A 24638-nucleotide genomic window follows, 5' to 3' on the forward strand; every position below is an offset into this window, starting at 1 on the left:
CGGATCGTAAATCCGGAGCATGGTTTCGGGACTGTTAAAACGTCTCAGAGGCCGGAGCCTGGGAGGGCGCAAATTTTAACCAAGTCAGGCTCACGATCAAGTGCGGGGTTACCCTTGGAGCAAAGCGTCAGTCCGCCTCATTGGCCAGTTCACGCTCAACCACGGCAGAAAGTTGACCCCAGCCGGGACGAGTCAGGCGGATGTTATCCACCAGAACCGTTGGTGTGCTGGTGACTCCTAGTTGCATGGCCACCTGGCGGCTCTGCTCGACAGCTTCACGGTGCAACTCGGTAGTCATGCACCGGCGGAAGCGCCGCTCTTCCAGGCCCAGATCACCGGCGTAACGGGTGAAGGTGGCAACCGGATCGTTCGAGCCGCTCCATTCGGTCTGGGAATCGTACAGGCGATCGTGCATGGCCCAGTAGGCGTCCTGATCGCCGGCACAGCGTGCTGCCTGGGCAGCGGGCATGGCGTTCTGGTGCTGTTGCAGCGGTAGATCAAAGTAAACGAAGCGAACCTTGCCAGCGTCCACGTATTCCTCTTTCAGCTGCTTGCTGGCAGAGGAAAAGTTTCCGCAGGCGGGGCACTGGTAGTCGGCAAATTCACGCACCACTACGGGGGCATCCTCGGGGCCAACAGAGACGCCGTACTGGTCCAGTTGGGCCGGGAAATCATCGGCATTGGGGGCGGCGACGGGCAGTTCGTCAGAGGTCGGCTCGGGTGCGGCGGTCAGGAAAAAGACACCGAGGAGCACGGCGGCCAGAACCAGCAGACCAATACCGGCATACAGCGGCTTATTGGATTTTGCTTTTCGGGGAGGCGGTGCGCCGGTTTCCTTGCGACGTTTTGCTTCACCCATGGAAGGACTCCTTATTCTGTTTATGGTTTCCGGAATTAATTAGCTCGCGACCGTTTTCAGATCGGGCCAGGCACGCTAAGATCCTTTATATCCTACAAAAGTTCCAACAAAAATTAAGGAATCCTCATGCCGTTGCCCGCGTCCCTGAAAGACTCTCTCTCACTGCCCCTTGTGGCCGCCCCCATGTTTCTGATCTCTGGCCCGGAACTGGCGCTTGCCTGCTGCAAGAAGGGCATTGTTGGCAGTTTTCCGGCATTGAACCAACGCACCAGCGAAGGCTTTGAAGACTGGCTCATCCAGATGAATGAGGAGCTGGATGCTTTTCGAAGCACGAATCCGGATGTAACAACTGCCCCCTATGCCGTGAACCTGATCGTGCACCGGACCAACCCCCGTTGGCAGGCAGACCTTGAGCTGTGCGTAAAACACAAGGTACCCATCATCATCACCTCACTGGGTGCCGCCAGCCAGGTGGTGGAGGCGGTGCACAGTTACGGCGGCGTGGTGTTCCACGACGTGACCAACCAGAAGCATGCCCGCAAGGCTGCAGAAGCGGGCGTCGACGGCATCATCGCCGTGGCAGCGGGTGCCGGTGGCCATGCGGGCACCATCAACCCGTTCGTGCTGGTGCATGAAATCCGGGAAGTCTTTGATGGCACGATTCTGCTGGCTGGGGGGCTAACCCATGGTGAGGACCTGCTGGCGGCCCAGGCCCTGGGGGCGGACCTGGCCTATCTGGGCACCCGCTTTATCAACACCTTCGAATCTCAGGCCGACGAGGCCTACCGGAACATGATCATTGAGGCGGTGTCTGGCGACATCATTCATACACCGGCAGTATCCGGTGTACCCGCCAGCTTCATGCGCCAGAGTCTGGAGGCGGCTGGCTTCCCCATGGACAAGCTGAACCAGGCCGGCGAGATCAACTACGGGGAAAAGCTGAAGCCCATCGATGATGAAGCCAAGGCCTGGAAAACCGTCTGGTCCGCAGGCCAGGGGGTCAGCCAGATCCACGATGTGCTCACCGTCCCGGACCTGGTGAGCCGCCTGGCCGACGAATACAGAAGCGCCCGGGAACGCCTGCTATCTTCAGGCACCTAAACCTGGAACTGCGAGGCTTTGTCCTTCAGCGAGGTCAGTGTCCGGGCAATCTGGCCGCTGGCCTCGTCGGAGCGCTCAATGGCTTCGACCGTCTGACGGGAAGAGCCGGCAATATCGCTCACGCTCACACTGACTTCACTGGCGTGCCGGCCCTGCTCTTCCGCCACGGATGAAATGGCCATGGCCCGATCCTGAAGGCTGCTGAGCAACTGGTTGATGCGATCAAAATGCTCATCCGCCCGACGGAACTCTGACGAAGACTCCGCAACCTGCCCCGACACCTCGCCAATGGCGCTCACCGCCTGCCGGCTGCCCTGCTGAAGGCGCTCGATGATGGACTGGATCTCGGTTGTGGATTCCTGGGTGCGGCTCGCCAGGGTGCGGACCTCATCGGCCACCACGGCAAAGCCCCGGCCGGATTCACCGGCGCGCGCGGCCTCAATAGCGGCGTTCAGAGCCAGCAAGTTGGTTTGCTCCGCGATGGCACCGATCACTGACAGCACCGATCCGATTTCCTTGCTCTGGTGGTCCAGCTGATTGACCGCTTCCACGGCCTGCTCAACGTTACGAACCACCTGATCCAGCCGGTTCCGAACTTCCCGGGAAATGCCCGCGGTGGCCTCACTCTCGGCACTGACGTTGCTGACCGAACCGGCGATATCCTGGATGTTTTCAGCCACCTCGGAAATACTCCGGGACATTGCATCCATGGTGCCGGACACCTCGGCCACCTCCTGCTCCTGACGATTCACGGCGGAGACCGCACTGCGACTGATATCCCCCTGAGCCTGGGCCTGGCCAGCGGCCGATTCGGCCGACTCCTTGACGTCGGAAACCAGCTCCTGGATACGGGCAATGAACCGGTTTACACCCTGGGCCATTTCGGTGAGCTCATCCTTGCCTTTCATGGATACCCGGCGGGTAAGATCTGCCTCACCATCGGCGATTCCCCAGATCGCCGAGCTTAAACGGAAGACCCGGGGCAGCAATCCGCCACCCAGGACCAGTGCCACGAGCAGGATCAGAACCACCACGGAGCCGATTGCGAGCATGCTCAGGTTGGCAGAGAGGCTTGAGGCTTCGGCATTCAGCGCTTCCACAGTGCTCTGGATTCTGGAGCGGGTATCGGAGTCCATGCCCGCCAGCTGCTGCTGAAGGCGCTGGTTCACCTGTTCGGTTTCCGCCTCCAGGGTGTCGCGAAGGGCGTCTATGCTACCGGTAATCGTGGCACTGAATTCTTCTTCCAGGGCGGCCAGATCCCGGTTGATGCCTTCCAGGGACAAACCCAGTTTAAGCTGACCAATGGCCGACCCCTGGGGAGCAATATCAGCGGTAATGATGACGACGTTGGGGTCACGGCTTGCCGCATCGAGGACCCGATTTGCCGCACCACGACCTTCCCCCTGCTCCATTAAGGTGCGTACCCGATCATCGGTGCGATCCACATAGCGGGTCAGTCGCTCACCGTACTGGTCGTAGTAAACCGCGAAAAGAACCGACTCTCGGGCGTCGGCCAGTTCCACCAGATCAGTCAGGCGGGGGACATCCCGATCCCAGATCAGCGGAGCGGCGACCGCAGCCAGCACATCGGCCAGGCCCTGGGCTTCAGCCATAACAGCGGTTCGAACGTTGCCGGCAACGCGTTCCTGTTGGGCAGTTTGCTGGCGGGTGAGCTCGGCGGAGAGTTCTTCGGTGGTCTTCTGCCGCATGGTCTCCAGGCGGGTCCGGACATCCTCGCGGGTATCCCCAAACGAGGCGCTGACCTGCTTACTGCTCGCCTCAAGGGCTGACCCTGCGGTGTCGACCAGGCGCTCCACCTGGCTGGAAATCAGCCACTGGCTGACCAGAACCTGGACAAGACCGGCAACGACCAGAACTATAAATACCGGCCGCAGAAGGCGGCTTGAGATCAGCCGCCTGATAAAACTGAGTGACATACGGACTCCGCTAGCATGTTTGCTTCATGCATCCTGCACAGTCGGCAACAGCGTCCCTGCCTGGCTTGTCCGTATGTATAGCAAAACCCGGGCCTGAATAGCGCGCTTTTATGTACGGGTTTTGTAGTTAATCGTCATCGTCTTCTTCGAGTTCGATTTCGTCGATCACATATCGTGTGCCGACAAACTCGTACTCGACCTCCACTTTTGGCCTTTGGCCAGCATCAACGAGACCCTGTAATTCGTTACGGGAAATCTGGTCAAAATCTGTGTCCTGAGAAATATGTAGATCTACTCCCAACACCTGAATCCGGTCGTTCACCATTTCCGAGATTCGACCGGTTAGCTCAAATTCTCCATCAGGCGACTCATCATCACGCTCGATTTTTAGAGCCTCCAGATAAATGCTGCCGTCACTCCCTACGCGCTCTATCCCTTCGATTTCCAGCTCACGCGGCAATGCCAGATCGCTCAAAGAAAGACGGGCCTCGTCATCATCGGTAATGATCGTCAACGGTGTTACCTGCACAAGAGCACCACCCACTCTGAACTGACCAGCCGATAAATCGATTTCCTGAGCGGGACCACCCTCGAGCTCCGAATCCGCTTCCCGCAATTCGATCTCTTCGGCAGTTACCGAACCATCGGACTCGAAATCGCCTTCGACCTGCACGAGAATTCTCTGAACCAGATCAGCGGGTCCAGAGAGTCCATCGAACTCGGTGTCACCTGTCACACGTACCGTAATGCCATTGACCGTAAAGGTGCCTGTTGACTGACTGTAGGCCGAGGAAACAGGGCCGACGAACTCGATATCGTCATCCGTACCCTGCACGTAACGCCGAGAATCGTCTGGCCTGATTTCCTGCGCCATCAGGGTAGTACCAGAGAGCGAACCCTCGACTTCCACGGCATTACCATCTGAAAGGTCGGCCAGAGTTAGACCATCAGGCGTTGCGCCGGAGTAATTCACCAACTGAGATCCGATCATGAACTCTGTACCTGTCAGGCCGGAGATATTTCCTTCCAACTCCACTGCATTAAGGGAATCAAAATCATCGCTATTGTTCTGCGTCCGAAGACCCAGATAGCTTGCCCGAAATTCCCCATTCGGCAGGCGCCATCCGGACATACGGACGAACTCATCATTGAAGTTATCGAGAGTCTCAACGGTCATGCCTTTCACGACCGTCTGGGAGTCAATTCTTACGGTTTGGCCGAGGATCTGAACCGTTGCCGTTTTACTGACAACGTCCCAGGGACTCAGGACCTGCATCGTGCCACGCAAGGTATCGTCGTATTCAACAGTCTCCGCGTCGCCGAGCCCTGTCTCTCGCCATTCGCCATCAACCCGAAGGATCATACCGACGACAAGCCTGGATTCCTGATTGATTCCATCATCACCGACGACGGTGCGATCTGTACTGAACTCCACACCATTAACAAACACACTCCCGAATCCGGAAACCGGCCCGACACTCGACCCGGTGCCCCTAATACCGCCATCGGCAACATCCAGGCCTCCCCCACCCGCGCCACCACAGGCGGAAATCACCCCGAAGGCCACGGTTCCGGCGGCCAGCCCGATAACACGATTGCGGATGTGCCGTTTCATAATTGATCTCTCCATACCCGGCATTCCTGGCCGGTCTTTATTAAATAGCATCATTGAAGCGCCTGCGGGGAATGTCATCCTCGGATTCATGAACCTGGCCAACTCGGGATGCCCCCGTAAGCCACGGCTGCGCTGGCGCATAGACACTTCGCCTCAGCATGAGGTAACCACTATCCAGGGGCTCGACCACACCCTTGCGAAGCAGTTCATTGAGAACCACCGTGGGGGCGAAATCAGGATTGGTCGCTTGCACCAGATTGCGGAAAGAATTCGTTGCGTGATTGTCCATCAACAGCATGACAGGGTCGTGATGCTCATCGAGAAACTCGCTGGAGCTGATCCAGGAACGAATCACCTGTCGGGAAGATGCAGAAAGTATTGTGCTTGCAAGCTCCGTGGGCTCCCAGCGACAAACAATGTTCGGCTGCCTCGTGAGACTCATAGCACTCAATCTCCTTTCGGCTCTTTACCGGCAGGCTCTTCAAAGAAGAAGATGCTGACGCCGGTGCGGACCGGATCCCCGGATTCACTGCCAGATTTTTGCCCGGAAATATCGCGATCATGGGGACCAAGCCATTTGTCCAGCTGTTCCAGCAGTGCCTGGGACTGGGCAGCGGCATGCTTGCGCCAGCGCTCCATCACTTCCGGAGGGATGTTGTTGTAGGTCAGGGTTCTCTGGAACAGCGGTGGCTGCCCGGATTCGTTACTGACCAGATTATGATCAATCGTCGCTATGAGATCTGATACGTCTTCACCGAATATCTGGAGCATTTCCTCACTGTCTCCAGCCGGTACATAGGCCCTTTGCTGCAGGATCAGCCGGCCCGATTCGCCGTCTATCGACACCACGCCGACCCGAAGCAGTTCATCCAGCACGGCGCGGGGCGGCATATCACCGCTGTAGCGTTTGACCAGTTCACTGAAACTGCCCGATCCGTCGAAAGACAGCATGGCTGGCTCTCCGTCTTCGGTCTGGAAACCAGCATCGTGGACCCAACCTGAAACCACCCGGGACGCCCGGTTGGCATGAATGACATCGCGGCTCCCGGTATCTTCCCCTGCCAGGATTTCCCGTTGGCGTTTTACTTCCTTACGTGTCAGCCCGGTCATAACCGCAGCCCGCGAATCCGTGGGCTTTCGGCGGCCGTCGGCAAAGTCCTCCAGGGCGGCTTCCACGTAGGCACGTTTCACCAGCTCCGAGAACTCGCCGAAGGGGATGCCGTTCCGCAAGAGCAACCTCGCCAGAGGGCGCAGAATGCGGAACAGCGCTTGATGCAGGGGGTTGGTCTTTTTCATGTTTGGGATTGTATTCCCATAGCGACTTCGAAAGCCAGGAGTCGGGCCGACAACTGTCTGGCCCGCACCCTCGGCTCACTGGTCAATCATCATCACTGTCGTCGTCACTGTCGTCCTCGACTTCGACATTGTCGGTCAGTTCGTACTGACCACCGCTGGTCTGGCGGTACTCGATTTCCACTTCATCACCAACCTGAGCGCCTGAAAAGCTGTAGCCGTTGCGGAGCACCTCAAGATTCATGATGGTGATCGACTCGGCTCCGATTGCGGTCACCCGTGCTTCGAGTTCAAAATCGTCATCGTCGTCGTCATCTTCGCGCTCGATGCTGACGGCTTCGAGGAATCCGCCCTCACTGCTGCGCTGGCGGCCTTCAATTTCGAGATAGTCACCCACTTGCAGGCTCTGGACGTCCTGAACTCGACTGCGACGGTCATCGTCATCATCATCGTCGTCATCGATCAGGGTATTGCTGGTGAGCTGAACCCGAACGCCACTGACGAGCATGGATTCATCGGCCAGATCAATGGACTCGATGCGACCATCCAGTTCAGCATCGGACTCACGACCTTCGATTTCTTCAGCGACCAGGATGCCATCGCGGAAATCCCCTTCCACTTTCACAAACAGGCCATCGGCCAGGCTGCTTTCGCGGAGATCGTCGAACTCTGTGCCGCCGTTAATCTGAACTCGTACCCCATTTATCGAGAACTGACGGCTGGCAGAGTCATAGTCGTAAATGCTTCCGGAGATTTCGACATCATCGTCATCGTCGAAGAGGTCATCCTCATCGTCGATTTCCTCGGCCATGATGGTATTGCCGTCCAGGTAGCCTTCCACTTCCACCACGATTCCATCTGCCAGATCATCCAGGGAGAAGTCGTCATCGCCGACAGCGCTGGTGTAATCGATCAGGAAACCGTTGATGGTGAAAGTTTCGGCGCTTGTATCCAGGTTCGCGACAACGCCTTCAATTTCCACTTCGTTGTCGTCATCGAAATCAAGGCCGATGGCACGAGCGCCAACAAAGCTGGCCCGGAAGCTGCCATCCTCCAGGCGCCAGGCGCTGACCCTTACCCGATATCCCTGGGGATTGCCGGCGAGAGCCGTCGGGGTGGCGCCACGAAAGACCGTTTTGCCATCCAATGAGATAGTCTGGCCCAGCATCGTCAGGCTTCCGGTGCGGGTTACATCGTCCCAGCTCATTCCGGAAATCGGGCCGCGCAGGGTATCGTCATAGCTGACCCTGTCGGCCCGGCCTTCGCCACGGTCATCCCAGTCGCCCTCAACTTTAAGGATCATCCCCTTTTCAAGCTGATCCTCACGTTCGAGACCGTCGTCGCTGCTAACGCTGCCAGTGGTTTCAAAGCGAGTACCGTTAACGTAAACACTGCCGAAGCCGGAAACCGCCCCGACACTGGTGCCCGATGAAGTGCCACTGGTAGAGGTGTCTCCCGAGCCACCGCCACCACAAGCGGCGAGGGCACCGGCCAGAGCCCCTGTCATGGCCAACTTCACTGCGATTGCTAAAGGTTTGCGATTCATCGTTCTTCTCCAGGCTTGTTATTGCGTCCGCGGGCAGTCACCGAGAACCACCCAAACCCTGATTGGGATTAAATTCCCAAAACATTATTTGGGAATTTAATCCCATTTTTTAGAGCTGTCCAGTTTTTGATCATGAAAATTTTGTGAACTTTATGGGGCAGAGAGCGTAAAGCTCTGAACAGTCAGCCAAAACAGGGTCATCACCATGCTGGGATTTTTGAAAGGCGATCCGAAGAAAAAACTGCAGAAGGAATACGAGGCCAAACTCGCCAAAGCACTGGATGCCCAGCGCAACGGCGATTTGAGAACTCACGGTACGCTTATGGAAGAGGCGGAAAAAATCTACGCCGAGATTCAGGCGCTGGAAGAAAAGAAGTAAGCGGGGGAGCGTTTACTCCCCCATCAATTGCCGGATGCGATGATTGAGACGGCCCACTTCCCGACGCATCTCCTCCACCTCGTCGAGCAACTCCAGTGACATGGCCAGACCGGGCAGATTCATTTTCAGGTCCCGCTGCAGCCTCTGGGCCTTGCGCAACCGGCTCAGGGCGACGACATCGAACTCCCAATGCCGTGCTTCTGGTGATTCTTCCACCGGGGCAATGATGCCGTAGTCCACCAGCTTGATGACAAACTCTGCATGGCACTCACCGCGCTCGCAGATTTCACGCAGGGTGAAGGTGCTGCCATCCTGATCGAGCACCTCGACCGTCAGAATATGATCTTGCTTGCTCATACCTTACTCCCGCTCACACGTGAAGCTTGCTGCGTGGATTGAAGTTCTTCTCGGCCTCCGCAAGTTGCTCGTAGAGCTTCTCCGCTTCGGCGCTGTGTTTCTCGGGCATGGCGATCTGCAGGATAACAATCTGATCGCCCGGATGTTTGCCCGGAAAGCCCTTGCCTTTGAGCCGAAGCTTCCGGCCACTTGTGGAACCTTTGGGCACTTTCACATTCACCTTCGAGCCAACAGTCGGCACCGTCACCGTTGCCCCCAGAGCCGCTTCCCACGGCGCTATCGGCACAGTCACCATGACATCCCGGCCCTCCATGGAAAAATGGGGATGCGGCGCAAACTCGACTTCGATGAACAGATCACCCGGCTCTCCGCCGCCAATACCCGGCGAGCCCTGGCCCTTAAGGCGGATGTTCTGGCCCTCGCGCATACCGGCGGGAATCTTCACTTTCAGGGTCTTTTGCCGGGGAATCACCCGGCCATGCTCATCAGTCTCATGGACCGCGAAAGACACCTGTTTTTCACAGCCATGAAACGCCTCTTCCAGGAACAGAGCAATCCTGGCGTGCACGTCCTCACCACGCATTCTCATGTTCTGGCGGAAACCGCCACCACCGAAGCCACCGGAAAAGCCGCCGCGACGGCCACCACCAAAGATTTCCTCAAAGAAGTCGCTGAACTGGCGGGCGTCGGCCTCGGTGTAACCACCGCCACCGAAGCCGGATGCACTCTGCCAGCCCGGTGGTGGCTCGAAGGAGCCATCCGCCCGGGCGCCGTATTTGCGCAGCTGGTCGTATTCCGCCCGTTTCTCGGGATCTTTCAGTACTTCGTAAGCTTCACCAACATCCTTGAACTTGGTGTCCGCATCTTCCTCCTTGCTGACATCCGGATGGTACTTCCGCGCCAGCTTCCGGTAGGCCTTTTTAATCTCCTCGGCGGAGGCAGACTCACTCACACCGAGCACGGCGTAATAGTCTTTGAAGTCCATGGCACTCCTCGTTACTGATCATCATGGTGATCAACAATTGATCTCTGTTACCTATAGTTGACGCTGGCAGCGAAATTACAAGCACCCGGTGCTGCGCAGTTGCGGTAGATCAAACACGTGAGAGCTTGTGACCCACCCCACTGTGATAATTCGTATGGCATCTCGTTCCGGTAGAGGTGAGTATTACCGGTTTTACTCTTTAAACCAGCGCCAGGGAGAGCTTTTTGAGTAGCGAACCAGCCACACGACTCCGGATTTTCCTGATCGAATTCGCATTGGCACTGGGTGGATTTGCCATCGGTACGGGTGAATTCGCCATCATGGGTCTGATGCCCAATGTGTCGCAGGATCTCGGCGTCACGGAACCACAGGTAGGACATCTGATCAGCGCCTATGCGTTGGGGGTTGTCGTGGGCGCGCCGCTGCTGGCCGTGATCGGAGCCCGCTTTTTTCGGCGCCAGTTGCTGATCTGGCTGATGGCCTTTTATGCGGCAGGGAATCTGGCGAGCGCCCTGGCGGCGGACTACACGGGGGTCATGATTGCCCGATTTGTAGCCGGCCTCCCTCACGGGGCGTATTTCGGCGTTGCCTGCCTTGTAGCAGCGTCCCTGGTGCCAGTCCATCAACGGGCAAAAGCGGTCAGCCGCGTCATGATGGGGCTGACCCTGGCGCTGCTGCTGGGCAACCCCATGGCAGCCTGGATGGGGCAGTCTCTGGACTGGCGTTACGTGTACATGTTCGTGGGGCTCATTTCCGTACTCACGCTGACCATGGTGATTTCGGTGTTGCCAACTGATCCGCAGGAACAACGGAAGGGAGCATTCAGCGAGATTCGCGCGTTCAACCGGGCCGGCATCTGGTTCGCCCTGGCCATCGGCGCCATTGGTTTCTCAGGTATGTTTGCCGTGTTCAGCTACCTGGCACCGACACTGCTGGAAGTCACACAGGTTGAAGAGTACTGGATTCCCCTGGCATTGGCCGTGTTCGGGCTCGGCGGCTTCACCGGCAACCTGCTGGGCGGCTGGTTGTTCGATCGCCTGGGGTTCCGGGCGGTCGGCGTCATCCTGTTGTTGAGCGCCTGCATCCTGGTGGTATTCCCCTCCACCACCGGCACGCTTCCGATACTGCTGGTTGCCTGTTTCCTGATCGCCATGATGGGCGCCCTGGGCCCGGCGCTGCAGACCCATCTGATGGATGTGGCGCACGGCGCCCAGAACCTGGCAGCCGCCTCTCACCATGCTGCCTTCAATGTTGCCAACGCCCTTGGGCCCTGGCTGGCGGGCATGGCTATCACCGCTGGTTTCGGCTGGTCTTCGACAGGCTATGTCGGGGCCACGACGGCAACCATCGGTCTGCTTATTTTCCTGGCGGCCTGGCGCCACAAACAAAAAGGCCCCCGCAATGCGGAGGCCGATTCGGTTCCGGTCTCTTAGGCTTACTTTACCTTGGGGTCCAGCTCGCCAGAGGCGTAACGCTCGAACATACGCTCGAGGTTAACCGGCTTGATCTTGCTGGCGTTGCCGGCACAACCGAAGGCTTCGTAGCGTGCGATGCACACTTCGGTCATGGCCTTCATGGTTTCCTTGAGGAATTTGCGCGGGTCGAACTCGGCCGGGTTCTCAGCCAGGAAGCGACGGACGGCACCGGTGCTGGCCAGGCGCAGGTCGGTGTCGATGTTGACCTTGCGCACGCCGTGTTTGATGCCTTCCACGATTTCTTCAACCGGTACGCCGTAAGTTTCCGGAATCTCACCACCGTATTCGTTGATGATCTTCAGCCACTCCTGGGGCACGGAGCTGGAGCCGTGCATAACCAGATGGGTATCCGGGATGCGAGCATGGATGGCCTTGATCTGGTCGATGGCCAGGATGTCACCAGTGGGCGGACGAGTAAACTTGTAAGCGCCGTGGCTGGTGCCGATGGCGATGGCCAGGGCATCAACGTGGGTTTTCTTGACGAAGTCGGCGGCTTCTTCCGGGTCGGTCAGCATCTGGCTGTGGTCCAGGGTGCCTTCGGCACCGATGCCGTCTTCTTCACCGGCCTGGCCGGTTTCCAGGGAACCCAGGCAACCCAGTTCGCCTTCTACGGACACGCCGCAGGCGTGGGCCATTTCAACCGTACGACGGGTAACGTCGACGTTGTATTCGTAGTCGGTGGGGGTTTTACCGTCTTCACCGAGGGAACCGTCCATCATAACGGAGCTGAAGCCCAGCTGGATGGAGCGCTGGCACACGGAGGGGCTGGTGCCATGGTCCTGGTGCATGACCACCGGGATATGCGGGAATTCTTCGATGGCCGCCAGGATCAGGTGGCGCAGGAAGGGGGCGCCAGCGTACTTACGAGCACCGGCGGAGGCTTGGACAATCACCGGGGAATCGGTTTTGTCGGCGGCTTCCATGATGGCGCGCATCTGTTCCAGGTTGTTGACGTTAAAGGCTGGCACACCGTAACCATGCTCGGCGGCGTGATCCAGCATTTGCCGCATCGAAATCAGGGCCATGGGTCGTCTCCTTCATTTGGACTTTGGATGTTTGAATTCTGTTCGTTTCTTGCTTGGGAGTCTGCTGCGGCAGGTGGAGGATCGCTTCCCGGGACACGCTGTGAATACATCCATGTACGCTTGACTGCAGCATCCATGCTGCAGACAGTCCCGGGAAGCGATCCTCCACCTGCCTTGCGATTCTGGTCTTGTTGTAGGGCCCGATCAGAACCGCTTCTGTTTGTTTACTCGCCGCGTTCTTCCAATACCGCTACTGCCGGGAGTGTCTTGCCTTCTACGAATTCCAGGAAAGCGCCACCACCGGTGGAGATATACGAGATTTTGTCAGCAACGCCGTACTTGTCAACGGCGGCGACGGTGTCACCACCGCCGGCGAGGGAGAAGGCGTCACTTTCGGCGATGGCTTCGGCCAGGGCTTTAGTTCCGTTGCCGAACTGGTCGAATTCGAAGACGCCAACCGGGCCATTCCACAGGATGGTTTTGGCGTTTTTCAGCAACTGGGCGAATTCGCCAGCGGTTTCCGGGCCGACGTCGAGGATCATGTCGTCGTCGCTGACGTCGGAGATGTTCTTGACGGTTGCCGTAGCCGTTTCGGCGAATTCGCTGGCAACAACCACGTCTACCGGCAGTGGGATTTCAACGCGGCTGGCGATGTCTTTGGCGGTGTCAATCAGGTCGTGCTCGCACAGGGATTTGCCCACCGGATGACCAGCGGCCGCCAGGAAGGTGTTGGCAATGCCGCCGCCGACGATGATCGAGTCGCAAACTTTCTCCAGGGCGTTGAGCACGTCCAGTTTGGTAGAAACCTTGGAGCCGCCAACAATGGCAACCACCGGTTTGGCCGGGTTATCCAGGGCTTTGCCCAGGGCTTCCAGTTCCGCCGCCAGCAGGGGGCCGGCGCAAGCTTCGGGGGCGTATTTGGCAACGCCGTGGGTGGAGGCCTGGGCGCGGTGGGCTGTGCCGAAGGCGTCCATGACGTAGACGTCGCACAGAGCGGCGTACTTTTTGGACAGTTCTTCGTTGTCTTTCTTTTCGCCTTTGTTGAAGCGGACGTTTTCGAACAGGACGACTTCGCCGTCGGCGACTTCAACGCCCCCGAGGTAGTCCTTGATCAGGCGGACTTCCTGGCCGAGGAGTTTGGTCAGGTGATCGGCCACAGGCTTCATGGAGGAGGCTTCGTCGTACACGCCTTCTTCCGGGCGGCCGAGGTGGGACATCAGCATGACTTTGGCGCCGGCGTCTTTGGCGGCCTTGATGGTGGGCAATGACGCGCGGATGCGGGCGTCGCTGGAGACTTTGCCGTCCTTGACCGGCACGTTCAGGTCTTCACGGATCAGCACTCGCTTGCCGGCGAGGTTGAGGTCGGTCATTCTTTTGATGGCCATAACGTTCGTCCCTTCAACAAAATTTCAGATTAAGAATGTTTGGTTAACCAGCTTTTGCTGACATCGAGCATCCGGTTCGCGAACCCCCACTCATTGTCGAACCAGCACAGTACTTTCACCATGATGCCCCCGGTTACCCGGGTCTGGCCGCCGTCCACCACGCCGGAATGGGCGTCGTGGTTGAAATCGGAGCTTGCCAGCAGTTCGTCGGTGTAGCCGAGTATGCTCTTCAATGGGCCATTGGCGGCCTCTTTTAGCAGGCTGTTCACCGCTGCCACATCGGTGCTCTTGCGCACATTCACCACCATGTCGATGGCGGACACGTTCATGGTCGGTACCCTCATGGCCACCGAGCTGAACTTGCCTTCCATGTTGGGCAGCAGCCGCTCGATACCCTTGGCGAGACCAGTTTCCACCGGGACGATGTTGTGCAGGGCACTTCGAGTGCGCCGCAGATCCTGATGGTGGTAGGCATCGATGACCGGCTGGTCGTTCATGGCGGCATGGATCGTGGTGGTGCTGCCCTGCTCCACACCAAACGCGTCGTCCAGCACTTTGATCACCGGAACGAGGCAGTTGGTGGTGCATGAGGCGGCGGCCACGATCACATCATCAGCTGTGAGATCGGCGTGGTTCACACCGTAGACCACGGTGCGGTCTACATCTGACTCGGCCGGCTGCGAGAACAGCAGCTGTTTGGCGCCAGAATCGATATGTTTCTGGGCCGTGGCGCGATCTGAGAAGGCGCCGGAACATTCCAGTACCAGATCGACATCAAGCAGCCGCCAGGGCAGTTCTGCCGGGTCAGCATGACTCAACACGCGGATCGCATCGCCATTGACCATGAGATCCTGGCCCGATACCGAAATATCACCCTGGAACCGGCCATGGGTGGAATCGTATCGGGTCAGGTGTGCAATGGTGTCGATATCCGACAGCTCATTAATCGCGACCACCTGCAGGTGGTCGCGAAAGCCATTTTCATAAAGCGCGCGCAACACGCACTGGCCGATTCGGCCGTACCCGTTGATGGCGACACGAAAAGGCGCAGAGTCTGTCATCAGGCGTCCAGCAGCTCAGCCGCCACTTCCAGGACATTGTCCACGGTAAAGCCGAATTCCTTGAACAGTTCGCCAGCAGGGGCAGACTCACCAAAGGTGGTCATGCCGATGATGCGACCGTCCAGGCCAACGTACTTGTACCAGTAGTCGGCAATACCGGCTTCGATGGCGATGCGGTTGGTCACGTCCAACGGCAGAACCTGCTGCTTGTACTCAGCGCTCTGGGCGTCGAACACATCGGTGGACGGCATGGAAACAACGCGCACCTTCTTGCCCTGCTCCCGCAGCTTGGCAGCGGCGTCCTGGGCCAGGGCCACTTCGGAACCGGTGGCAATCAGGATCAGATCCGGAGTGCCCTCGCTGTCGGAGAGGATGTAGGCGCCCTTAGCCACGTCAGCCAGTTGCTGGGCGTCGCGATCCTGAGCCGGCAGGCCCTGACGGGAGAACACCATGGCCGTCGGGCCATCTTTGCGCTCCAGAGCGGCTTTCCAGGCCACTGCAGATTCAACGGTGTCGGCCGGGCGCCACATGCTCATATTGGGCGTGGTGCGCAGGCTGGCCATCTGCTCGATCGGCTGGTGTGTCGGGCCGTCTTCGCCGAGGCCGATGGAATCGTGGGTGAACACGAAGATGGAACGCTGCTTCATGAGCGCGGCCATGCGCACGGCGTTACGGCAGTATTCCATGAAGATCAGGAAGGTCGCGCCGTAGGGCACGAAACCACCGTGCAGCGCGATGCCGTTCATAATGGCGGCCATGCCGAACTCACGAACACCGTAGTAGATGTAGTTTCCGCTCGCGTCTTCTTTGGTCAGACCCTTGGTGTCGGACCAGATGGTCAGGTTGGATCCGGCCAGGTCGGCAGAGCCGCCCATCAGTTCCGGCAGCAACGGACCGTAGGCGTTCAGGGTGTTCTGGGAAGCCTTTCGGGAAGCCACGGTTTCGGCCTTGTCCTGGCATTCCTGGATATAAGCCTGGGCCTTTTCGGCGAAATCGGCAGGCAGGTCGCCGGCCATTCGACGCTTGAACTCAGCTGCCAGTTCCGGCTCGGCCTTCTCGTAGGCGGCGAACTTCTGCTCCCATTCAGTCTGGGCTGCGGCACCCTTTTCACGGGCATTCCAGGCGCTGGCAATGTCGGCCGGGATTTCAAACGGGCCGTGCTGCCAGCCCAGCTGCTCGCGGGTCAGGGTGATTTCGTCGTCACCCAGAGGAGCACCGTGACAGCTTTCCTTGCCCTGCTTGTTCGGGGAACCAAAGCCGATGATGGTCTTGCAGCAAATCAGGGTGGGCTGATCGGTGTTGGCCCGGGCCGCTTCGATAGCGGCGCGGATGGCGTCGGCGTCGTGGCCATCGACGGCGGGAATCACCTGCCAGCCGTAGGACTCGAAACGCTGCGGGGTGTTATCGGTGAACCAGCCCTCAACCTCGCCATCGATGGAGATGCCGTTGTCGTCGTAGAAGAACACCAGTTTACCGAGGCCGAGGGTGCCGGCCAGGGACGCCACTTCGTGGGAGATGCCTTCCATGAGGCAGCCGTCGCCGAGGAACGCGTAGGTGTAGTGGTCAACAATCTCGTGACCCGGGCGGTTGAACTGAGCCGCCAGGGACTTTTCGGCAATGGCAAAGCCAACGGCGTTAGCGATGCCCTGGCCGAGAGGGCCGGTGGTGGTTTCAATGCCCGGGGTGTAGCCGTACTCGGGATGCCCCGGGGTCTTGGAGTGCAGTTGACGGAAGTTCTTGATGTCGTCGATAGAAACGTCGTAACCGCTCAGGTGCAGCAAGGAATACTGCAGCATGGAGCCGTGACCGTTGGACAGCACGAAGCGGTCCCGGTTGGCCCACTGAGGGTTGGCCGGGTTGTGGCTCAGGTAATCGTTCCACAGAACCTCGGCGATATCCGCCATACCCATGGGCGCACCCGGGTGGCCGGACTTGGCTTTCTGAACCGCATCCATGCTCAGCGCGCGAATGGCGTTGGCGAGATCTTTACGAGACGGCATTGACGTTTCTCCAGTATTTTGCAGGAAAAGAATTCGTAGTGATTAAAGGGCGATCAAAATGAGGCGCGTATTTTCGCCGATTAGTGTGTGCCGGGGCAAATCGGCATACGCCTGTTTCACCATTGTTTGCCTGTGGATTTCCGAAAGGGTCTGATTTCAAAGAACGATAAACCTATATCAAAATTTTTTGATATGCCTATTGATTGACCACCCGAAGCACCCTACACTTCGTTGCCATGACATCCATGAACGCACACGCCGATAACCTGTCCTCCGTGGACGCACTGGCCCCGATCTTCAAAGCGAGCGGGGATCCGTTGCGCCTGGAGATTTTGCGTGTGTTGAGAAGGGATACCTTCGGGGTACTGGAACTCAGCCAGCTGTTCGATATGCGCCAGTCCGGCATGAGCCACCACCTGAAAGTGATGAACAAGGCCGGTCTGCTGGAGCCTCAGCGCGAAGGCAATGCGATCTTCTATCGCCGCCCGCTGCACCTGGACAGCGACAAGCCAACTGACCAGACCATTCGCCAGATATTTGAGGTGGTGGACCGGGTGCCGCTGCCCCCTCACCTGCAGGAACGGATTGAAGCCATTCGTACCCAGCGCGCCGATCAGTCCCAGGCCTTCTTTGCCCGCCATGCAGAACAGTTCCGGGAACAACAGGAACTGATCGCCGCCTTTGACCTTTATGCGGAGCCGGTAGCGGAGATGATCCGCAAGCGGTCCCGCAAGCACCAGTGGCAGTCGGCCCTGGAAATCGGCCCCGGTGAAGGCGCCTTTCTGCCTGTTCTGGCTGAGCTTTGCGGACACGTGATTGCCCTTGATAACAGCCGGGACATGCTGGCCAAGGCAACCCGCACGTGTATTGAAGAACGGTTGAACAACATCGATCTGATTGAGGGCGTAACCGACACCCTGCTGGCCCGGGGCGACGCCTTCGACCTGGTGGTTGCCAACATGGTGCTGCACCACGTGCCCAGCCCCGCTGACATCTTCCTGGATGCCGCGGCACTGATGAACAACGGCGGCTGCTTTGTGATCAGCGACCTGTGCAGTCACGACCAGGACTGGGCCAAAGAAAACTGCGGTGATCTCTGGCTCGGTTTCGAGCCGGAAGAGCTGACAAGCTGGGCAGCGGACGCTGGCCTGCTAGCCGGGGAACAGCTGTTCATCGGCTTGCGAAACGGTTTCCAGATCCAGGTTCGCGAATTCTGGAAACACAGCGGCCAGATTTGACGACCTGAATCGCAATATCAACAAATTTTGATATACGGATACGTAGTTTTACGTATCCTTACACAGACCACCAAACCGGATACCGGAAAGCGCTTTAAGAAAGCCACTTACCGGCCTGAATTTGAATCGCTCACAGAGGAGCATGCGTTATGGCTGACTACAATATCTTCACTTCCGAATCGGTCTCTGAAGGCCACCCGGACAAACTGGCAGACCAGATCTCTGATGCCGTGCTGGATGCCATTCTGACCGACGATCCCCACGCCCGTGTTGCCTGCGAAACCATGGTGAAAACCGGTGTGGCCATCGTTGGCGGTGAAATCACCACCAGTGCCTGGGTCGACCTGGAAGACCTGGTGCGCGGTGTGATCAAGGACATCGGCTACACCTCCTCGAAAGTGGGCTACGACGGTGACACCTGCGGCATCATCAACATCATCGGCAAGCAGTCGGTGGATATCGCCCAGGGCGTTGACCGCCAGAAGCCGGAAGACCAGGGTGCAGGCGACCAGGGCCTGATGTTCGGCTACGCCAGCAACGAAACCGACGTGCTGATGCCGGCACCGATCACCTTCTCCCACCGTCTGGTGCAGCGCCAGGCCGAGGCCCGCAAGAGCGGCCTGCTGCCGTGGCTGCGCCCGGACGCCAAGAGCCAGGTAACCTGCCGCTACGAGAATGGCCGTGTCGCCGGTATCGACGCGGTGGTTCTGTCCACCCAGCACGATGAAGACGTGACCCAGGAAGACCTGAAAGAAGCGGTGATGGAACTGATCGTGAAGCACGCGCTGCCCGCTGAACTGCTCCACAAGGACACCCAGTTCCACATCAACCCGACCGGCAAGTTTGTGATCGGCGGCCCGGTGGGCGACTGCGGCCTGACTGGCCGGAAGATCATCGTCGACACCTATGGCGGTATGGCTCGCCACGGTGGTGGAGCCTTCTCCGGCAAGGATCCGTCCAAGGTCGACCGTTCCGCCGCTTACGCCGGCCGCTACGTAGCCAAGAACATTGTTGCCGCCGGCCTCGCTGACAAGTGCGAGATCCAGGTGTCCTACGCCATCGGCGTTGCCCAGCCAACGTCGATTTCCCTGAACACCTTCGGCACCGGCAAGATCAGCGACGACAAGATCATCCAGCTGGTTCGCGAAAACTTCGACCTGCGCCCGTATGCGATCACCAACATGCTCGATCTGCTGCATCCGATGTACCGGGCCACGGCAGCCTACGGCCACTTTGGCCGCGATCCGTACGAGATGACCGTGGGTGGCAAGACCTTTACTGCCTTCCCATGGGAGAAGACCGATCGCGCCGCGGCTCTCAAGGATGCTGCTGGTATCTAAACCGATTTGGGGCGTATGTCACCAGACATATGCCCAAGCCAAACTGACTGACAGGAGAACACCATGAGCACTCCCGCAGAAAAACTGAACAGCTTTGACGACTACAAGGTTCGCGATATTTCCCTGGCCGGCTGGGGCCGGAAGGAAATCAACATCGCCGAAGGCGAAATGCCGGCCCTGATCAAGCTCCGTGAGAAGTACAAAGCCGAGCAGCCGCTGAAAGGCGCCAACATCATGGGCTGTATCCACATGACCATACAGACCGCCGTGCTGATCGAGACCCTGGTGGAACTGGGCGCCAACGTGCGCTGGTCTTCATGCAACATCTTCTCAACCCAGGATCAAGCTGCTGCGGCCATCGCGGCGCAGGGCATTCCTGTATTTGCCTGGAAAGGCGAGACCGACGAAGAGTACGACTGGTGCCTCGAGCGCACCGTGGGTGCCGACGTCGAGGGCTGGGAGCCGAATATGATCCTGGACGACGGCGGCGACCTGACTGCCCTGCTCCACGAAAAATACCCGGAGATTCTGGCCAAGTGCCACGGCGTGACCGAAGAGACCACCACCGGCGTGCATCGCCTGCAGGAAATGCTGCGCGAAGGCACCCTGAAGGTTCCGGCCATCAACGTGAACGACGCGGTCACCAAGTCCAAGAACGACAACAAGTACGGTTGTCGCCACAGCCTGAACGACGCCATCAAGCGCGCGACCGATCACCTGCTTTCCGGCAAGAAAGCCCTTGTCATCGGTTACGGCGACGTGGGCAAGGGCTCTGCCGCCTCTCTTCGTCAGGAAGGCATGATCGTGAAAGTCACCGAAGCCGATCCGATCTGCGCCATGCAGGCGTGCATGGACGGTTTTGAAGTGGTGTCCCCTTACATCGACGGCGTTAACACCGGCACCGAAGCGGGCGTGGACCGTGATCTGCTGCAGAACACCGATCTGCTGGTCACCACCACCGGCAACATGAATGTGTGCGATGCACACATGCTCAAGGCGCTGAAGAGCGGAGCCGTAGTGTGCAACATCGGCCACTTCGATAACGAGATCGATACCGCCTACATGCGCAAGAACTGGGAATGGGACGAGGTGAAGCCGCAGGTGCACGTTGTGTACCGCGACAAGGCCACCAACGACCACCTGATCCTGCTCTCCGAAGGCCGCCTGGTAAACCTGGGTAACGCCACTGGTCACCCGTCACGAATCATGGATGGCTCCTTCGCCAACCAGGTTCTGGCCCAAATGTACCTGTTCGAGCGCAAGTTCGCCGACCTGCCGGAAGATGCCCGTGAGAAAGGCGTATATGTTCAGGTTCTGCCCAAGCACCTGGACGAGGAAGTGGCCCGGGCCATGGTGGAAGGCTTTGGTGGAGTGATCACCAAGATGACGCCGGAGCAGGCCAAATACATCGGTGTACCGGTCGAAGGCCCGTACAAGCCAGAAAGCTACAAGTACTGATCGGGTAAACAGATGCAATCCCAGAAACAGTTCAAGCGCCGTTTCAGCTTTGAGTTTTTCCCGCCCAAGACCGACCAGGGCAAGGAAAAGCTGCAGAACGTGCGCAACCAGCTGGCCGAGGTGAATCCCGACTTTTTCTCGGTCACCTTCGGCGCCGGTGGTTCCACCCGGGACCGCACCATCGAGACCGTGCTCAACCTGCATAGCCAGGGCATTTCCACGGCTCCGCACCTTTCCTGCGTCGGGGGCACCCGCCAGGAAATCGGCGAGCTGCTGGATCTTTACAAGGAGCATGGAATCAACCGGATTGTCGCCCTGCGGGGCGACATGCCATCCGGTATGGGGGCCGCCGGTGAGCTTCGCTACGCCAACGAGCTGGTGGAATTCATCCGCGAGCACAGCGGTGACACCTTCAACCTGGAAGTGGCGGCGTACCCTGAGTTTCATCCCCAGGCACGCAACGCCGAAGAAGATCTGAAGAACTTTGCCCGCAAGGTTCAGGCCGGTGCGAACAGCGCTATCACCCAGTACTTCTTCAACGCAGACAGTTACTTCTATTTTATCGACCGTCTGGAGAAGATGGGCGTTACCATTCCGGTGGTGCCGGGCATCATGCCCATCGTCAATTTCTCCAACCTGGTTCGCTTCTCCGACATGTGCGGCGCGGAAATTCCCCGCTGGATTCGCAAGCAGCTTGAGGCCTACGGCGACGACAGCGATTCCATCCGCAAATTCGGTGAGGAAGTGGTCACCGAGATGTGCGAAAAGCTGTTGAAGGCCGGCGCGCCGGGCTTGCATTTCTATACCCTGAACCAGGTGGAACCCAGCATCAGCATCTGGAAGAACCTGGGCATCAGTGAGCGGGAGAAGATTGCTTTCTGATGCGCGTAACCGGTGTCGGATTACGGCCCGTTGGGCCTAATCCGACCTACCTTTCTCCCGAAAATTTAAGCCACTCATCGTGGGTTGGATTCGGTCCAAAGGAACGTAATCCAACAAGCTCCACCAGCCGCACCTCCCCGCCAAGCATTTGATTTCCTGTGTCCATCTGCGTAATAGTCTAGAGTGTATGTGATGCAGTTCCATCAACGCTCCCCGGAGATCGCAGTCAACAGCAGTGATTGGTCCGGCTTGCCTTACCGGGCAAATGGAGCCTCATAAGAAAGAAAAGGAGAATGTATGAGCACGAAGTGGCTAAAGACCGTAAGCGCCAGCCTGGCACTCACCGTTGCCGCAGGAACCGTCAGCGCAGAGACCCTGCGCGTCGTCACTGACCCCAGTTTCGTTCCGTTTGAAATGATGGATCAGGAAACCGGCGAGATGATCGGTTTTGACATGGAAATCATCCGCGAGGTGGCCGACCGTGCCGGTTTCGAGATTGATCTGAACACCATGGATTTCAACGGCATCATCCCGGCCCTGCAAACCGGTAACGTCGACATTGCCATTGCCGGCATCACCATTACCGAAGAACGTGAAGAAATCGTCGACTTCTCAGACCCGTACTACGATTCCGGCCTGCGCATTCTTGTTCGCGAGAGCAACGGCGATGTCAGCGAATTCGACGACCTCGAAGGCAAGAAAATCGGCACCAAGATCGGCAGCACCAGTTACGACTACCTGGTCAAGAATCTGGAAGCCGATGACGGCGTAACCCCCTACCCGGGCAGCTCGGACATGTACATGGCGCTGATGTCCCGCTCCATTGATGCTGTCTTCTACGATGCGCCGAACGTTGGCTACTTCGCCCGCACCAAAGGTGAAGGCAAGGTGAAAACCGTTGGCCCGCTGTATGAAGGCCAGCAGTATGGTATCGCCCTGAAGAGTGGCAGTGAGTGGGTTGATGACGTTAACGAGGCCCTGGCCGCCATGAAAGAAGATGGTACCTACAAGACCATCTACGAGAAGTGGTTTGGCCCCATGCCCGAAGACATGTAAGGCCTCCCGGACCCTATTGGTCTGATTCCCTGTGCCGGGGCATCACTGCCCCGGCAATCCGTGACTCCAAAACTCTGCGGAGACTCTCACTGTGGAATTCCAGTTTCAGTTCGACTGGCAGGCAGCCATCGACTCCATCCCTTTTCTGATCAAAGGGATCCCCTACACCCTGCTGATTTCTTTTGGCGGTCTTCTGATCGGTTTTGCTCTGGGCATTGTCTTTGGCCTGCTGAGCATCAACAAGAAGTGGTTCCTGCGGTGGCCGGCAACCGCCTACATTGAAATCTTTCGCGGCACGCCGATTCTGGTTCAGGTGCTGTTCATCTTCTACGGTCTGCCCGACCTTATCGGCGGCCCGATTGATCCCCTGACGGCCGGCATCGCGGCCATCGCCCTGAACTCCGGCGCCTATATATCCGAGGTGGTCCGTGGTGGCGTTCAGTCCATCGACAAGGGCCAGACCGAAGCCGGGCTTTCCCTGGGCCTGTCCCGCACCCAGACCTTCTGGTCTGTGGTCTGGCCGCAGGCGTTCCGCCGGATGATTCCGCCGCTGGGCAACCAGGCCATCGTCAGCATCAAGGACACGTCACTGTTCTCGGTGATTGGCGTGGGTGAGCTGGTTCGCCAGGGTCAGATCTATATTGCCAACACCTTTACCGCGTTTGAGGTGTACTTTGTGGTCGCGATCCTCTACCTGGCCATTACCCTCTCATTGTCACTGATTCTCCGCTTCGTTGAGCGGCGCGGTCTGGCTTCTGTCTGAAGGAACGTTACCCATGACTCAGATTGTAAAAATGAAGGGCATGAACAAGTACTTCGGCAAACTGCATGTCCTGAAAGATATTGATCTTACTGTCGAAAAAGGCGAAGTGGTGGTAATCATCGGTGCCAGTGGCTCCGGTAAATCCACCCTGATCCGCTGTGTAAACGGTCTTGAAGAGTTCGAGTCCGGCACCCTGGAGGTGGATGGCCACCCGCTGGCGCCCAAGAGCGGCAACCCGAAATCCCTCGCGGAAATCCGCAAGGAAGTGGGCATGGTATTCCAGCAGTTCAACCTGTTCCCGCACCTCACGGTCAAGAAGAACATCATGCTGGCACCCCAGAAGGTGAAGAGCACGTCTCAAACCGTAGCCAACGCGACCGCCGAACGACTGCTGAACAGGGTGGGCATTGGCAACCAGGCCGACAAATACCCAAGCCAGCTGTCCGGCGGCCAGCAGCAGCGGGTCGCGATCGCCCGGGCCCTGGCCATGGAACCGCGCCTGATGCTGTTCGACGAGCCAACCTCAGCACTGGACCCGGAAATGATCGGCGAAGTGCTGGACGTTATGCGCGAGCTGGCCAAGGAAGGCATGACCATGATGGTCGTGACTCACGAGATGGGCTTCGCCCGTGAAGTAGCCGACCGTGTGATCTACATTCACGAAGGCCAGATTGTGGAACAGGGCAAACCAGACGATGTGTTCGACAACCCGCAGAATGAGCGCACGCAGGCGTTTCTTTCTCGGGTTCTTGCGCACTGAAGTAGCCGCGCCATCAGCCCCCGCTTCGGGGGCTTTCTCATCCTGCCTGATATCAAACCTCGCAGGCCAATCTGGTTATAAATTAGACACTGCAAATCCAGCGGCTATCCTTATCTGAGCGGT

Annotated in this window: 22 protein-coding genes; 10 read left to right on the forward strand and 12 right to left on the reverse strand. The window is 58.3% G+C overall.

The genetic code is table 11. The annotated features are described in order from the left end of the window. Window positions 1-127: 127 nt before the first annotated feature. Window positions 128-859 (reverse strand): DsbA family protein, encoded by a 732-nt coding sequence (locus GJU83_RS05270; protein ID WP_153633891.1) that lies wholly within the window; start codon window positions 857-859, stop codon window positions 128-130. A gap of 126 nt (window positions 860-985) precedes the next feature. Here GJU83_RS05270 and GJU83_RS05275 point away from each other — a divergent pair, with 126 nt between their 5' ends. Continuing rightward, a complete protein-coding gene (locus GJU83_RS05275; RefSeq protein WP_153633892.1) occupies window positions 986-1960 on the forward strand; it encodes an NAD(P)H-dependent flavin oxidoreductase in 975 nt (324 codons plus the stop codon). Here GJU83_RS05275 and GJU83_RS05280 read toward each other — a convergent pair. From GJU83_RS05280 to GJU83_RS05300, 5 genes are all read right to left on the reverse strand, one after another. Beyond that, a complete protein-coding gene (locus GJU83_RS05280; RefSeq protein ID WP_153633893.1) occupies window positions 1957-3897 on the reverse strand; it encodes a methyl-accepting chemotaxis protein in 1941 nt (646 codons plus the stop codon). The two genes, GJU83_RS05275 and GJU83_RS05280, sit on opposite strands and share 4 nt — an antisense overlap. A gap of 127 nt (window positions 3898-4024) precedes the next feature. Next, complete coding sequence (locus GJU83_RS05285) at window positions 4025-5512, reverse strand: DUF5666 domain-containing protein (protein WP_228715153.1); 1488 nt, start codon at window positions 5510-5512, stop codon at window positions 4025-4027. A 40-nt stretch (window positions 5513-5552) separates the two neighbouring features. Then, window positions 5553-5954 (reverse strand): hypothetical protein, encoded by a 402-nt coding sequence (locus GJU83_RS05290; RefSeq protein WP_153633894.1) that lies wholly within the window; start codon window positions 5952-5954, stop codon window positions 5553-5555. Window positions 5955-5959: 5 nt separating this feature from the next. Continuing rightward, window positions 5960-6808 (reverse strand): DUF6502 family protein, encoded by an 849-nt coding sequence (locus GJU83_RS05295; protein WP_153633895.1) that lies wholly within the window; start codon window positions 6806-6808, stop codon window positions 5960-5962. 82 nt (window positions 6809-6890) lie between these two features. Further along, window positions 6891-8351 carry a DUF5666 domain-containing protein gene (locus tag GJU83_RS05300; RefSeq protein WP_153633896.1) on the reverse strand — a complete coding sequence of 487 codons (1461 nt, stop codon included), beginning with the start codon at window positions 8349-8351 and terminating at the stop codon, window positions 6891-6893. Between the two features lie 205 nt (window positions 8352-8556). Here GJU83_RS05300 and GJU83_RS05305 point away from each other — a divergent pair, with 205 nt between their 5' ends. Continuing rightward, complete coding sequence (locus tag GJU83_RS05305) at window positions 8557-8730, forward strand: DUF6435 family protein (RefSeq protein WP_104321698.1); 174 nt, start codon at window positions 8557-8559, stop codon at window positions 8728-8730. 12 nt (window positions 8731-8742) lie between these two features. Here GJU83_RS05305 and GJU83_RS05310 read toward each other — a convergent pair whose 3' ends face one another. Continuing rightward, entirely contained in the window at window positions 8743-9087 is a 345-nt protein-coding gene (locus tag GJU83_RS05310; protein WP_153633897.1) for a chaperone modulator CbpM, read from the reverse strand. A 13-nt stretch (window positions 9088-9100) separates the two neighbouring features. After that, window positions 9101-10072 (reverse strand): DnaJ C-terminal domain-containing protein, encoded by a 972-nt coding sequence (locus GJU83_RS05315; RefSeq protein WP_153633898.1) that lies wholly within the window; start codon window positions 10070-10072, stop codon window positions 9101-9103. 224 nt (window positions 10073-10296) lie between these two features. On the opposite strand from GJU83_RS05315, the gene GJU83_RS05320 reads away from it, so the two are divergent. Then, window positions 10297-11505, forward strand: coding sequence for an MFS transporter (locus GJU83_RS05320; protein WP_228715154.1), 1209 nt, complete (start codon window positions 10297-10299; stop codon window positions 11503-11505). Between the two features lie 2 nt (window positions 11506-11507). On the opposite strand, the gene fba is transcribed toward GJU83_RS05320, so the two are convergent. The 4 genes from fba to tkt form a co-directional block, all read right to left on the reverse strand. After that, window positions 11508-12572 (reverse strand): class II fructose-bisphosphate aldolase, encoded by a 1065-nt coding sequence (gene fba / locus GJU83_RS05325; protein ID WP_048496096.1) that lies wholly within the window; start codon window positions 12570-12572, stop codon window positions 11508-11510. A gap of 224 nt (window positions 12573-12796) precedes the next feature. Continuing rightward, a complete protein-coding gene (locus GJU83_RS05330; protein ID WP_153633899.1) occupies window positions 12797-13957 on the reverse strand; it encodes a phosphoglycerate kinase in 1161 nt (386 codons plus the stop codon). Between the two features lie 29 nt (window positions 13958-13986). After that, a complete protein-coding gene (gene gap / locus GJU83_RS05335) occupies window positions 13987-15018 on the reverse strand; it encodes a type I glyceraldehyde-3-phosphate dehydrogenase (protein ID WP_153633900.1) in 1032 nt (343 codons plus the stop codon). Continuing rightward, window positions 15018-17018, reverse strand: coding sequence for a transketolase (gene tkt, locus GJU83_RS05340; protein WP_153633901.1), 2001 nt, complete (start codon window positions 17016-17018; stop codon window positions 15018-15020). Before tkt ends, gap begins: the two co-directional genes overlap by 1 nt. 236 nt (window positions 17019-17254) lie before the next feature. Between tkt and GJU83_RS05345 the strand changes: the two genes are divergently transcribed. The 7 genes from GJU83_RS05345 (at window position 17255) to GJU83_RS05375 (ending at window position 24515) form a co-directional block, all read left to right on the forward strand. Further along, the gene (locus tag GJU83_RS05345; protein WP_153633902.1) at window positions 17255-18256 is read left to right on the forward strand and encodes a metalloregulator ArsR/SmtB family transcription factor; all 1002 of its coding nucleotides are present in this window, start codon (window positions 17255-17257) and stop codon (window positions 18254-18256) included. Between the two features lie 149 nt (window positions 18257-18405). Beyond that, window positions 18406-19596 (forward strand): methionine adenosyltransferase, encoded by a 1191-nt coding sequence (gene metK / locus GJU83_RS05350; RefSeq protein ID WP_069184429.1) that lies wholly within the window; start codon window positions 18406-18408, stop codon window positions 19594-19596. A gap of 63 nt (window positions 19597-19659) precedes the next feature. After that, on the forward strand, window positions 19660-21054 hold the full coding sequence (ahcY, locus tag GJU83_RS05355; RefSeq protein WP_153633903.1) for an adenosylhomocysteinase: 1395 nt from the start codon (window positions 19660-19662) through the stop codon (window positions 21052-21054). Between the two features lie 12 nt (window positions 21055-21066). Beyond that, a complete protein-coding gene (metF, locus tag GJU83_RS05360; RefSeq protein WP_069184431.1) occupies window positions 21067-21936 on the forward strand; it encodes a methylenetetrahydrofolate reductase [NAD(P)H] in 870 nt (289 codons plus the stop codon). A gap of 297 nt (window positions 21937-22233) precedes the next feature. After that, entirely contained in the window at window positions 22234-22992 is a 759-nt protein-coding gene (locus GJU83_RS05365) for a transporter substrate-binding domain-containing protein (protein WP_136630158.1), read from the forward strand. 91 nt (window positions 22993-23083) lie between these two features. Further along, window positions 23084-23755, forward strand: coding sequence for an amino acid ABC transporter permease (locus tag GJU83_RS05370; RefSeq protein WP_069184433.1), 672 nt, complete (start codon window positions 23084-23086; stop codon window positions 23753-23755). Between the two features lie 13 nt (window positions 23756-23768). Continuing rightward, window positions 23769-24515, forward strand: coding sequence for an amino acid ABC transporter ATP-binding protein (locus tag GJU83_RS05375; RefSeq protein ID WP_069184434.1), 747 nt, complete (start codon window positions 23769-23771; stop codon window positions 24513-24515). Window positions 24516-24638: the final 123 nt, after the last annotated feature.

The sequence above is a fragment of the Marinobacter salsuginis genome (assembly GCF_009617755.1).
Taxonomy (GTDB): domain Bacteria; phylum Pseudomonadota; class Gammaproteobacteria; order Pseudomonadales; family Oleiphilaceae; genus Marinobacter; species Marinobacter salsuginis.